We start from the raw sequence: 12,751 nt of genomic DNA, 5'->3' as shown, positions 1-12,751 counted from the left end.
TATCGCTGGAGGAAAACGCTATGAGCTTTGCAGGAACGGGTGTAGTCGCGATCTGGCATGATCTTTTGCCCGAAGCACGGGACGAGTTCTATGAGTGGCATAACCGAGAACACATGCCTGAGCGGGCCGCAATTCCGGGCTTTTTACGGGGGCGCCGATACATCGCTCTGGATGCAGGTCCGACCTATTTCAACCTCTATGAGGCTGACACGGTGCAGGTGTTGGGCGGGCAGGATTATTTGTCGCGTCTCAACAGTCCGACGGCGTGGACAAAGCAGTCGGTGCAGTCCTATCGCAACGTCGCGCGATCCATTTGCGAGGTCACTTACACCAGCGGTGTGGGGCAGGGCGCGTATTTGCTGACGGTCCGTTTCGATGTCGTCGAAGGGCAGCATAAATCAGTGTCGGACGCATTGCGCCAACGCGTGCTTCCTCCCCTTGCTGATAAACAGGGTATTACGGGCGTGCATTTGTGTGTGGCTGATGAGGCCGTGAGCAAGGTTGAAACCGCAGAGAAAAAAGCCCGCGCCGAAGGGACCCAGATACCAGCCTGGATCGTCATGATCGAAGGGTGTGCGCCCGATTACGTTCGTGTCGCCGGCGAGTCTTTTGTAGCGGAGCTGCAACGCCTGCTGGAGGAGCAATCGACGGGGCCAGAAACCACGCTTTATCAATTGGAATACACACGTTGTAAAACGCCGGGAAGTGCGGGTTGATCGCCGAGCGTTCGAGTACGTTTTAACTTCCAGTCGTTGTTCTTACGCAATTCCCCACGAGCGTGCCATTACCGACATTGAGTCAGGCTCGCGTCTGCGCACGCTCGGGTTTTGCATAAGTTGATAGTAAGCAATTATAAATTTCTCAATAAAGGGCTGTAACAAGACACATAAGTGATCCCTGCAGTCGCTCGGTAGTTAGCTCTAGAAACTGCCTGTGCGTAGGTTTAATAACGAGCTGGAAATCCCCCAAAAACAATAATAATTCATTGTGAGAAAACATCATGCGCTACCCTGTTATTTCCCGCAGCGTGCCTGCACATCAATCTCTGATCAGTCTGACTCTTGCGGTCTGCGCGGGTTCGTCAGCGGCTGTTCAAGCCGATCAGAACAGCGGCTTTGTTGATGGCGCTAAGGCCACCCTCAATTTGCGCAACGCTTACATCAATCGCAACTTCATCAACCCGAACGCCGCCCAAGGTAAAGCCGAGGAATGGACCCAGAACTTCATCCTCGACGCCAAGTCCGGTTTCACTCCGGGCGTGGTCGGGTTCGGCGTGGACGTGCTGGGCCTGTACTCGGTCAAGCTCGATGGCGGTCGTGGTACGGCAGGCACACAACTGCTGCCGGTACACGATGACGGCCGCCCGGCTGATGACTTCGGTCGGCTGGGCGTCGCCCTCAAGGGCAAGGTGTCGAATACCGAACTGAAGGTCGGTGAGTGGATGCCGGTGCTGCCGATTCTGCGCTCCGACGACGGCCGTTCCCTGCCACAAACCTTCCGTGGCGGCCAGGTGACCTCCACCGAAATCAGCGGCCTGACGCTGTACGGTGGCCAGTTCCGCGCCAACAGCCCGCGCAACGACGCGAGCATGGAAGACATGTCGATGAACGGCCGCGGCGCGTTCACGTCCGACCGTTTCAATTTCGGCGGCGGCGAATACGCCTTCAACGAAAAACGCACCCAGGTCGGTGTCTGGTACTCGGAACTGTCCGACATCTACCAGCAAAAATACTTCAACCTGACCCACAGCCAGCCCATCGGCGACTGGGCCCTGGGCGCCAACCTCGGTTACTTCATCGGCAAGGAAGACGGCAGGGCCTTGGCTGGCGACTTGGACAACAAAACCGCGTTCGCGCTGCTCTCGGCCAAATACGGCGGCAACACCTTCTACGTCGGCCTGCAAAAACTCACCGGCGAAAGCGCGTGGATGCGGGTCAACGGTACCAGTGGCGGAACCTTGGCCAACGATAGCTATAACGCCAGTTTTGATAACGCTCAGGAGCGCTCATGGCAGCTACGCCACGACTTTAACTTCGCGGTACTCGGTATCCCGGGCCTGACATTAATGAACCGATATATCAGTGGTGATAATGTCCACACAGGTTCGATAACAGATGGTAAAGAATGGGGCCGAGAATCGGAATTGGCCTACGTCGTACAGTCCGGTGCGCTGAAAAATCTCAGCGTTAGATGGCGTAATGCGAGTGTTCGCAGGGATTTCAGCAGCAATGAGTTTGATGAAAACCGGATTTTTATTAATTATCCCATATCGTTATTGTGACGATTGTTTCGCTCGCCCAATACCCGGTGGAGTAACTTCTGCGATCGTCTGAGCAGTAATAACTTGATCAGACGGTTGCAGATAAACCCTGCGTCAATCAGGTACTTAATGTGGCGTTGGTAGGTTTGCCTCCGCGGCCTCATCAAACTTCAACCGGGCAGCTTCAATATCAGGCAATTTATCAAGCGTCCATTTATGCAATTCGCGAAATGGCTGCTGCAATGTCCGACCCAGTGGGGTGATCTCATACTGGACTGCCACGGGCGAGAACGAGATGACCTGGCGCGATACGAGACCATTTCGTTCCAGCCGCCGGAGGCACTGCGTCAGTGCCTTCTGAGTGACGCCCTCCAGGCGGCGCCTGATGGCATTAAAGCGATGGGGTCCATCATCAAGCACAGCCAGAACCATCATCGACCACTTGTCTGCGATCTGGTCGAACAATGCCCGGCTTGGGCAGTCCGACGAAAAACATTGTGGCTTTAATTCCAGCATCGAAGTTTCCTCATATATACCTAGGCTACTCTAGGTGCCTAATTGACATTAGGTCTACAAAATATACTTATATGGCTTCCGAAAGCAAATGGAGTCCATCCAATGTCAAACCCTGATACCAGCATTTTATTCCGTCCTTTTTCCATCGGGTCACTTGAGTTGAAAAACCGGATTGTCATGGCGCCGATGACTAGGCAATTTTCGCCGGAGGGCATCCCCGGCGAAGCGAGCGCTGCATATTACCGGCGGCGCGCGGAAGGTCGTGCCGGATTAATCTTGTCAGAAGGGACCGTTATCGATCGTCCCGCTTCACGTAACGGTTCCGGTATTCCTTTTTTCCACGGTGAAGCAGCGCTGGCCGGATGGAAGAACGTGATCGATTCTGTCCACAATGCGGGTGGCCGTATGGGGCCGCAACTCTGGCACACCGGCGCAGTGCGTGACGTCAGCGGCTGGGAGCCAGATGCGCCGGTGGAAAGTCCATCTGGCCTCGATTCGCCAAACGACCCCCGCGGTGTGGCGATGAGCGAAGAGGATATTGCAGATACAGTTGCTGCTTTCGCCAAGGCAGCAGCGGATGCCAAACGCCTGGGTTTCGACACCGTTGAAATCCATGGGGCTCATGGCTATTTGATCGATCAGTTTTTCTGGGGCGGCACCAATCAGCGCACCGATCGCTACGGTGGACCGACGATCAAGGAGCGCTCGCGCTTTGCCGCTGAGATTGTCTCTGCTGTTCGTCATGCGGTCGGCCCCGAATTCCCAATTATCATGCGCGTCAGCCAGTGGAAACAGCAGGACTTTGCAGTGCGTATTGCAGAGACCCCAGCAGCGATGGAAGACTGGCTACTGCCGTTGGTTCAGGCAGGTGTTGATGTTCTGCATTGTTCGCAGCGACGCTTCTGGGACCCTGAGTTTCCCGAAATTGACGGTGAGAACGGACTCAATTGCGCGGGCTGGGCGAAGAAAGTCACTGGAGCCACAACCATCAGCGTCGGCTCGGTCGGGCTGGATAATGATGTTACTCATGCATTCGCCGGCCAGGGATCAACGCCTGCGAGTCTGGATCGGCTCGTCGAGCGTATGGAGCGCGAAGAGTTTGATCTGATCGCAGTAGGGCGAGTTTTGCTGAGTGACAAGGATTGGGTCGCCAAAGTGGAAAAAGGCAATTACGCGGATCTGAAGGGCTTCAATCCGGCCTCTTTAGCCGAATTGATTTGAGTCTTATACCGGAGCGGAGATGTTATGCCGCGACGGTTTTAATCTCAGGGAATCAGAGGCTGAACGTCGATTTTCCGAGTTCGAGTCGTAATGCGTTGTTGAGTACAGCATGCACCGTTTCAATGACTGACTTTTTACCACCACTCAACATCCGCCAAAGTTGGATTGGATGACAGGGGGGCGGGCATCTACGTGCGAGTCGTAGATGTCCGTTGGTAGTGGGTAATACGACGTTGCCATGAATGATCCGACGCTTCTGGACAAAAGCGCCCACTCGTATTGATGTCGTCGTCTTACGCTATGTCAAGAATCCCGAATCCCGAGAATACAGAACAGGAGAGGCACGTTATTTTTCGTTATTCTCTTTAGGAATAAGCATAATAAAATATATTCCTTGATCGTATTAATCATCATGCTACCTTGCTGTCACCGGACCGCCGGATATGTTCAATCCTATTGTTATGGTACGACTATGTCCGGCGCCCGAATCTTCCAAATCAGCCTTGAGGCTCTGTCGCATGACGGCGCCCACGCAGCGATTTACCACGCCGGCCATCTGCGCATCAGTTCTTTTTCCTCCATTGCCGTTCCATTCGTTACCGGCAAACCCCTCCCTTGTCAGGCCAACAGCGAAGCCTGCAGTGCAATCAGCGAAGGCTTGGCGTTTCTTCTCTACGCCATGTGAATCATCGTTGTTGGGCACTTCCATACCGTCAGTCCAGCCAATCATCTTCCGGTAATACCCCGTCTATGGGGTTGCAGCCTGAAGTGTGAGTGATTGGGCGTCTGTTCCGAGCAAGACCTATCACGATTGACAACAATGCCAAACTATCTGGATGAAGCTCATCGAGCTGAAATCGCTAAGCTGAGCACTACCGTAACGAGTAAAACTGAATGGCCCACCTGGCTTTTGTTAGTCGGGTTCTATCTGGCTTGGGCGTTTATTATTTTTTGTGGGAGCGTACTTGGCGAAGTACTCAGCCTCGTCCTGTTGATTCCACTGGTTGTGCTGTGGATGTCGATTCAGCATGAGCTTATCCACGGTCATCCAACGCGTTGGGCTGGCATCAATAAAGCCCTGGAATTTCTGCCATTTGCCGTGTGGTACCCCTACGACATCTATAGGGACACCCATTTGGAGCATCACCACGACGAGGCGTTGACGGTGCCGGGCCAAGATCCGGAAAGTCGTTATGTCACCGGTGCTGTTTGGTTGCGCTCGCCTCGCTATATCAGAACGTTGTTATGGGTAAACAAGACCGTGGGTGGTCGTTTGCTTATGGGCGCTCCGCTGGCGGTGATAACCCTTGTGGGCAGTGAAATCGGAGGGCTGTTTCACACCGGGCGAATCGCTTGGCGGATGTGGGTTGCTCATCTACTAAGTGTTGGCGTAGTGCTGGCCTTGGTTGAGCAATACAGTGCCATCAGTGCCATGCAGTACCTATTCCTGGTGTCGCTGCCGGCCTTGTCGATTGCCATGATCCGGTCGTTTTACGAACATCGTCCGTCAACGCTTCCGCAACACCGCACGGTTATCAATGAATCGTCGGGGCTGTTGAGTTGGCTGTTTCTCAACCTCAATCTTCACCTGGTTCATCACGATCTTCCCGGTTTGCCCTGGTTTTACTTACCCAGGGTGTATAGAGCCAGGCGTGAACAATGGATCGCACGAAACAATGGCTATGTCATTCATGGCTACTTCCAGTTATTGCAGAAACATCTGGTCAGTCCCGTGGATTGTCCTCGCCATCCTGCTGAGCACTAACACTAGGCAAGCTAATAGGGCGTCGGAAAAATGATACGTTTTGAAGCCATCAGGAAAACTCATAAAGGCAGCCCGCGAATGGCCGTGAGCGATTTAACGCTTCACGTCCGAGAGGGTGAGATCTGTGTATTTGTCGGGCCCAGTGGATGCGGCAAAACCACCATTTTGCGCATGATCAACAGGCTGGATACCCAGGACAGTGGCCGCATCTGTGTCAATGGCGTCGCGACCGATGAACTTGACGTCGTTACGCTACGCCGTGGCATTGGTTTCATGATGCAGAGCGCAGCCTTATTTCCTCACCAGACGGTTGCCGAAAATATTGGCGCAGTCCCGCGGCTGCTGGGCTGGAGCAAACATAAAATTCGCCAGCGCGTGAGCGAACTCATCTCCCTGGTTGGGCTTCAGCCGGAATTTCTGGACCGCTACCCTAATCAGCTGTCGGGCGGACAGCAAAGCCGTGTCGCCCTGGCGCGGGCATTGGCCTCGGACCCACCGGTTGTATTGATGGACGAACCCTTTGCCGCGCTTGATCCGGTGATACGCGAGCGACTGCAGGATGAACTGGTTGCACTTCAGAGACGTTTGCATAAAACCATTATCCTGGTGACCCATGATATGGAGGAGGCCATCAAGATTGGTGATCGGATTGCCATCTTCGAGGGCGAAGGAAAACTTGTTCAGTTCGATACCCCTCACAACATCCTTGCCCATCCTGCCAGCGAGTTTGTGAAGAACTTTATCGGCAAAGATCCGCTGTTAAAAAGACTTTCGCTGATGAAGGTTTCTGATCTTCCGGTGGATGAGGTCAGTTGTGAATTCAAACTTCTCCTGGATGACAAGTCCAACCCGTTGAAGTGGGTCAGTGAATCGGACGTGGCTGTTCCGGAGCTGACCACGGTGTCGAGTAACGACTCATTGCATCACGCCCTGGTTAAAATTCTAACGGCACCGATCGGTGTGGTTGTTCGCGTGGACGAGGCGGGCGGTTACGAAGGTTGCCTGTCGATTGCCAGCCTTCACAGCGCACTCAATGAGCGCCGCTTCGGAAGTGCGCAATGATTGACTGGTCCTGGATCGTTGAAAACTGGCAGCAGATCGGCCAGCTGTTAGTTGATCATATTCAACTGGTGACCTTGGGCCTGTGTATAGGGATGTTGTTAGCGGGTGCAATGGTGCTCTTGACGTTGTGGCAGCCAGGACTGGCGCGGCCGATGATTTATGTCTGCGGCATACTCTTTACCATTCCGTCGCTGGCACTGTTTATTTTGATAATGCCTTTTACCGGGTTATCCAAGACCACGGCGGTCATTGGTTTGAGCCTGTATTCCTTGCTCATCGTGTTACAGAACACCTTGGCGGGACTTGCGAGTAACCCTGCGGACGTATTGGAGGAAGCCCGTGCGCTCGGGTATACGCGCATGCAGAGATTCCTCGGGGTTGAACTTCCACTGGCGCTGCCTGCGTTATTGGCAGGCTTACGAACAACCTCGGTTACTTTGGTGGGACTGGTGACTGTTACTGCCTTGATTGGACAAGGTGGACTGGGCCAGTTGTTCATTACCGGGCTGGCTCAAAGTTTCACTACACCTGTGGCAGTCAGCCTGGTCCTGACCGTGATGTTGGCGTTATGTTTTGATTTTCTGTTTTATTCAATCAATAAATGGCTGGTGCCTTGGGTGCGCTGATGAACATGATCGCAAGTGTCTACCTTTGGTTTTCTCTTCCTGATAATTGGTTGGGTGAAAACGGCATCCTGACTCGGCTGGCAGAGCATATTTATTATGTGTCCTTGAGCCTGGTTATTGCTTGCGCAATAGCGTTGCCGCTTGGCGTACTGTTGGCTAACTATCGCAAAGGCGCGCAGGTGGCGATAGGGCTGTTCAATATTGGGCGAGCATTACCTTCCCTGGGTATTGTGATACTTGCAATCATGCTCATTGGCTATGAAACCAGCACGGTGATTATCGCGTTGGTGACCATGAGCATCCCGCCGATATTAACCAATACCTATGTTGGCATCGATCAGGTGGATTCATCTCTGAAGCAGGCTGCCAGATCGATGGGCATGCGCAGAGGGCAGATGTTTTTTCAGCTCGAGTTGCCGCTGGCTTTTCCGCTGATCTTTTCAGGGTTCCGATCAGCCCTGGTGCAACTTATCGCCACGGCCACCATCGCCGCGTATGCCGGCTTCGGTGGGCTGGGCAGGTTTCTTATTGATGGACTGGGCCGAAATGATACGCCGCAAATTATTGGCGGCGCACTGATGGTGTCGGCACTGGCGATTGTCAGTGAGTGGGTTTGTTCAATGATAGAAAGATTCATGGTTAGAAAATGGCGGGCGGGGAAAATCGAACTAAGCGCTACATGACCTGAGGCATTTGAAAGTGTGTATTAACTCTGCAGAGGTGCAAACCCACATGAAAAACAAACAACGTTCGAAGGCTCGCTCAGCGCACTCGGTTTCATTGCTGCTGGGGTTAGGCTTGCTGGTGGGCAGCGCGTTTGCCAGCGCTCAGTCCATCACCATTGGAGGGGCCAATTTTTCCGAGCAGACGATTCTCGCCAACATCTATGCGTCAGCCTTGAAAAATCAAGGGATAGACGTCAAGACCCGACTCAATCTCGGCAACCGCCAGATCATCGCCCAGGCCCTGGAAAACGGCGATATAGACGTCGTACCCGAATACCTGGGGTCACTGTTGAGTTTCTATGACGACAAGACCGCCCTGACCAGCCAAAAGGAGATCCTCGGCGCTTTGCAACAGAAGTTGCCGGCGGACCTCCAGCTGCTTGAGCCTTCGTCCGCAGGCTCCATTACCGCCTGGGCTGTCACCAAAAAGACCGCAGAAAAGTACAACCTGCGCACCTTGTCCGACCTGGCGCCCGTTTCGGGAGATTTCACCCTGGGTGGGCCTCCCGAAGTTGCCACGGCTGCGTTAGGCCTGCCCGGGTTAAAGGCGGTCTACGGCATCAACTTCAAGAGCATCAAGTCGCTGGACATGGGCGGGCCGTTGTCGCGGCTGGCGTTGAACTCCGGCGCTATCGACGTGGCCACGGTGGTCTCCACGCAAGGCATCCTGGCCAAAGAGCCTTGGGTTGTCCTTGAGGACGACAAGCACCAACAGCCCCTGCAAAACATCACGCCACTGGGTCGCAAGGCGCTGCTGACCCCGGAAGTCACCCAGGTGCTCAACGAGGTCTCTGCAAAACTGACCGATGACGACCTCAAGCAACTCAATCGCCTGGTTGATATCGATCACAAGGACCCCGCGAAAGTCGCGGCGCAGTGGGTCGCCGAACATACCGTCAAGACGGCCCAGTGAAAATCAATGCGACGTGGGTAAGGTCGCGGAGGCGTTATGTCGAATAAAAGTATGATTTTGAATTTGTTCTTTTTTAATCCCCAGGGCGATCATCGTTTTTCCTGGCGCCACCCGCTGGCACCGACCCAAGAGATATTGACGCTGGGTTACTACGTAAAACTCGTGCAGGCGGCGGAGGCGGCGAAGTTTGATGCGGTTTTTGTCGCGGATCACGTCGCAGTCTGGGACTCCGTGGCCAGCGGGTTGAGGCACTATGCCAACGCCCGCCTGGAACCGATAACGCTTTTGTCCGCACTGGCTGCGGTTACCGAGCACATCGGGCTGATGGGCACGGCTTCGACTTCCTATAACGAGCCCTTCAACCTCGCGCGCTATTTTGCTTCGCTGGACTACCTCAGCGCAGGGCGAGCCAGCTGGAATATCGTGACGTCCTGGCTGGAAGAGGAGGCCTCGAATTTCGGATTGTCAGGCGTAACCAAGCACGGTGATCGTTATCTGCGGGCCGAGGAATTCATCCACGTCGTCAAGCAGCTCTGGGACTCCTGGGAGGAGGGTGCGCTAGCGTTTGACAAGGGTACGGGCGACTTTGCCGACCCATCGAAAATTCACCCGATCAATCACAAAGGCGCACATTTCAACGTACGTGGGCCGCTTAACGTGCCGCGTCCACCCCAGGGCCATCCGGTCCTTGCGCAGGCGGGGTCTTCTGAAGCCGGCAAAAACCTGGCCGCCGCGCATGCGGACGTGCACTTCTGTTTTATCAATTCGGTCGAAGAGGGGTTGGCGTACAGGGCCGATTTGAATCGCCGACTCGAGTTGAAGGGCAGGCATTCCAGTGATCTGAAAATCATCACCGGCGTGCTTCCGGTGGTGCTCGGGGATGAGACTGAGGAGGAACGACGTCGGCACCTGGAGGACAGCCTGATTATCGATGCGGTAGCGATTGACCTGGTCTCCAGCTACACCCGCCTGGACTTGACAGGTCTATCGCCGGACGGACCATTGCCAGCGTTGCCGGATGAGTCCGAGTTTGATGGCATTCGAACTGAGCTGGCCCTGCTCAAGCAGTACGACACCTCCTTGTCCATCCGCGAAATAGGACGCCGGTTGGTCAAGAGTTCAAGTACCTGGCTGCTGATCGGAACGGCGGAGCATATTGCCGATAAGCTTGCAGCGTTATACGAGTCGAATGCCGTCGATGGCTACAACCTCATGTTTCCGTTTTTGCCTACTGACTTCGAAACATTCACCCGTGGCGTGGTGCCCTTGCTGCAAGCCAAAGGGGTGTTCCGCCAGGAGTATGAACCCGGGACACTGAGGGATCGCTTGGGCTTGAAGACGCCTGCCAACCATTTCCTGTTGTGATCAGCGGCAATCGCTCCCTCTGAATGGATGTCATATGACCAGCGATCTATCCATGTACCTCGCTCCCGCCAGGGTTTTACAGGCACAGCACGCCTGGCTTGAGCGCATCCTGGAGATTCTCGGCGAGCGCCGAGGGCAAAAACAGATCGTTGATCTCCCGGCGCACTGGCGTTCCCCGGATCTGTTGTTATCCCAGACCTGCGGCTATCCATTCGTCACGTCATTGCGGGGAAAGGTGAGGCTGATAGGGCGCCCGAGCTATGAGCTTACCCATAGCTCGGGGGGGGATCATTGCAGTGTGCTGCTCTGCAGGGCTGATTCGGCCATGACTGACCTGGCGGGTTTCCAGGGCAGCCATGGCCTGATCAACGCCCGGGATTCCAACTCAGGAATGAATTTATTGCGCCACACGCTGGCCGGGATCAGCGACCGTGGGTTTTTCTCGACACTCACCTTCACCGGATCCCACCGGGAGAGCATGCGACGGCTGAAAGCAGGCGAGGGCGATTTGGCGTCCATCGACAGCGTCACCTACGACTATCTTGCAAGAGATCACAGTGCCGAGATCGAAGGCCTCAGGATCCTCGTGCGGAGTGCGCGCAGTCCCTGCCTGCCTTACATAACCTCGATTGGTCAAACGGCTGCGGACGCCGTTTCAATCAGGAACGCAATGAACGAAGCCTTGGGCCAGCTTCCTGTGGTTTCCCGTGACCTCGCGATCAAGGAAGTCCTGCCGGCCAGTGAGGCTGACTATGAGTGCCTCCTAGAATATGAGCGCAGTGCGGCCAGTCGCGGTTTTTCGTTTCTGTTGTCCTGAGCGGCGAGCCGCACCTGCTAGACCTCTCAGTCCAAGGACGGATATTTGCGCATCGCCTTGTGGGGCGCTCAATTGGCTGAAATCCTCCAAGGCCGCGCGAAGCGGGCACTTTGATACTATGATCATTGCCAATGCAGGCAAAACACTAGCGTGGTGGGCTTCAGGTTTTTCCAAAGGCAATACGTAACAACCCCGCACGTGCCATACAGGGAGACGTTCAATGCCTGCGCCAAACTTCACAGAGTCGAAGATCTCCTATCTGCGTGCCAACTGCTCCCCCCAGATCAAGCCGTCGATCCGGACTGTCGGCAGGTGCGGGTGGATTACTGCTGGTCAATCCCAGGCGCGCCGGAGAACAGCATGAACACTAAACCACTCCACACACTCTTGTGGCGCTTCGCCGGCTGCGTGGCGGGGATGGCGATCGTTGCCGCCAATCCAGCCCAAGCGGCTGACGATGGCATCGCTGGCGGCCCTACCGCAGGCTATAGCATTGCCTTCAGCAACTCCTACGCGGGCAGCGATTTTCGCAAGGTGATGGTGCGCAACTGGCAGGAAATTGCGCTCCAAGCGCAAAAGGATGGCTTGATCCGGGAGGCCCCGGTAGTCAGCGCCAATAACTCGGCATCGGAACAGGCCGCCCATATCCAGGACATGATCGTCAAGGGCGTCAATGCCATTGTCATCCTGGCCGCTTCCGACACGGCCCTTAACGGGGTCATCCGCGACGCCTGCAACGCGGGCATCGTGGTGGTCGTCATGGCCAGCCTGGTTACCGAACGTTGCGTCTATACCGTGGATTACAACTGGTCCGCCATGGGCCGTGTGGAAATGGATTACATCGCCGAGCGCCTTAAGGGCAACGGAACGTTGCTGGAGATCCGCGGCATTGCCGGCGATGCCACCGATAAAAACATCAGCGACGGCATTCGCAAGGCCGCCAGCGACTATCCGGGACTGAAAATCGCCAAGACCGTATACGGCAACTGGACGGCTTCCGTCGCCCGCAAGGAGGTGGCGCTGGCGCTGCTGTCGTTGCCCAGGATTGATGCCGTGGCGACTCAGGGGGGCGATGGTTACGGGGCGGCGATGGCGTTCAAGGCGGCAGGACGCCCTTTGCCGATCATCGTGATGGGGAACCGCCAGGACGAACTCGCCTTGTGGAAACAGGAGCGCGATGCCAATGGCTACGAGACCGTCTCTGTCTCTGCCTCCCCGAGTGTCTCCCAAGTGGGGTTTTGGGTGGCCCAGCAGATCCTGGCGGGCAAGCCGGTGCCGAAGTTCGTCGAGGTGCCGCTGGTGCGTATCGATGCGAAAGACCTGGACACCTGGCTCGCCACTATGCCGGTGGGCGGCGCCGCCAACCCTTTCTACAGCCAGGCTTCCGTTGCGGCGATGATCGACGCGGCCATCAACAATACGGCGGCGCCGGCGCCTTTGCCGGAGGTCAAGAAACAGTAGCGGCGGTCGAGGAGGCGAGG

13 protein-coding genes are annotated in these 12,751 nt (G+C 55.4%); 11 read left to right on the top strand and 2 right to left on the bottom strand.

All coding sequences use genetic code 11. The features are described 5' to 3' along the window. The first annotated feature begins 20 nt into the window (after positions 1-20). Together J1G35_RS02440 and J1G35_RS02435 are read left to right on the top strand one after the other, a co-directional pair. On the top strand, positions 21-716 hold the full coding sequence (locus J1G35_RS02440; RefSeq protein WP_223013249.1) for a DUF4286 family protein: 696 nt from the start codon (positions 21-23) through the stop codon (positions 714-716). Positions 717-1,000: 284 nt separating this feature from the next. Beyond that, a complete protein-coding gene (locus J1G35_RS02435; protein ID WP_223013247.1) occupies positions 1,001-2,281 on the top strand; it encodes an OprD family porin in 1,281 nt (426 codons plus the stop codon). Positions 2,282-2,386: 105 nt separating this feature from the next. Here the strand turns inward: J1G35_RS02435 and J1G35_RS02430 are convergent, their stop codons facing one another. Continuing rightward, the gene (locus J1G35_RS02430; RefSeq protein WP_053139043.1) at positions 2,387-2,776 is read right to left on the bottom strand and encodes a helix-turn-helix domain-containing protein; all 390 of its coding nucleotides are present in this window, start codon (positions 2,774-2,776) and stop codon (positions 2,387-2,389) included. A 102-nt stretch (positions 2,777-2,878) separates the two neighbouring features. On the opposite strand from J1G35_RS02430, the gene J1G35_RS02425 reads away from it, so the two are divergent. Continuing rightward, positions 2,879-3,997, top strand: a complete 1,119-nt coding sequence (locus tag J1G35_RS02425; protein WP_223013245.1) for an NADH:flavin oxidoreductase — start codon at positions 2,879-2,881, stop codon at positions 3,995-3,997. A gap of 415 nt (positions 3,998-4,412) precedes the next feature. On the opposite strand, the gene J1G35_RS02420 is transcribed toward J1G35_RS02425, so the two are convergent. After that, complete coding sequence (locus J1G35_RS02420) at positions 4,413-4,706, bottom strand: hypothetical protein (RefSeq protein WP_223013243.1); 294 nt, start codon at positions 4,704-4,706, stop codon at positions 4,413-4,415. 111 nt (positions 4,707-4,817) lie between these two features. Between J1G35_RS02420 and J1G35_RS02415 the strand changes: the two genes are divergently transcribed. The 8 genes from J1G35_RS02415 to J1G35_RS02380 all read left to right on the top strand — a co-directional run bounded on the left by J1G35_RS02415 (position 4,818) and on the right by J1G35_RS02380 (position 12,731). Next, positions 4,818-5,762: a fatty acid desaturase gene (locus J1G35_RS02415; protein WP_223013241.1), complete on the top strand. Its 945-nt coding sequence runs from the start codon at positions 4,818-4,820 to the stop codon at positions 5,760-5,762. A gap of 30 nt (positions 5,763-5,792) precedes the next feature. After that, entirely contained in the window at positions 5,793-6,824 is a 1,032-nt protein-coding gene (locus tag J1G35_RS02410; RefSeq protein WP_223013239.1) for an ABC transporter ATP-binding protein, read from the top strand. Next, positions 6,821-7,450, top strand: a complete 630-nt coding sequence (locus tag J1G35_RS02405; RefSeq protein ID WP_223013238.1) for an ABC transporter permease — start codon at positions 6,821-6,823, stop codon at positions 7,448-7,450. The genes J1G35_RS02410 and J1G35_RS02405 overlap by 4 nt, the downstream gene beginning before the upstream one ends. Further along, a complete protein-coding gene (locus J1G35_RS02400; RefSeq protein ID WP_223013236.1) occupies positions 7,450-8,133 on the top strand; it encodes an ABC transporter permease in 684 nt (227 codons plus the stop codon). Before J1G35_RS02405 ends, J1G35_RS02400 begins: the two co-directional genes overlap by 1 nt. 49 nt (positions 8,134-8,182) lie before the next feature. Continuing rightward, positions 8,183-9,088, top strand: coding sequence for an ABC transporter substrate-binding protein (locus tag J1G35_RS02395; RefSeq protein WP_053139056.1), 906 nt, complete (start codon positions 8,183-8,185; stop codon positions 9,086-9,088). 36 nt (positions 9,089-9,124) lie between these two features. After that, positions 9,125-10,453, top strand: coding sequence for an LLM class flavin-dependent oxidoreductase (locus J1G35_RS02390; protein ID WP_223013234.1), 1,329 nt, complete (start codon positions 9,125-9,127; stop codon positions 10,451-10,453). A gap of 34 nt (positions 10,454-10,487) precedes the next feature. Continuing rightward, complete coding sequence (locus J1G35_RS02385) at positions 10,488-11,270, top strand: PhnD/SsuA/transferrin family substrate-binding protein (protein ID WP_223013232.1); 783 nt, start codon at positions 10,488-10,490, stop codon at positions 11,268-11,270. Positions 11,271-11,630: 360 nt separating this feature from the next. Then, positions 11,631-12,731, top strand: a complete 1,101-nt coding sequence (locus J1G35_RS02380; protein WP_223013230.1) for an ABC transporter substrate-binding protein — start codon at positions 11,631-11,633, stop codon at positions 12,729-12,731. Positions 12,732-12,751: the final 20 nt, after the last annotated feature.

The organism is Pseudomonas sp. SH10-3B, from assembly GCF_019891415.1.
Taxonomy (GTDB): Bacteria; Pseudomonadota; Gammaproteobacteria; order Pseudomonadales; family Pseudomonadaceae; genus Aquipseudomonas.
Note: the sequence above shows the minus strand (reverse complement) of the source record. Positions and strands in the feature narration are given on the sequence as shown.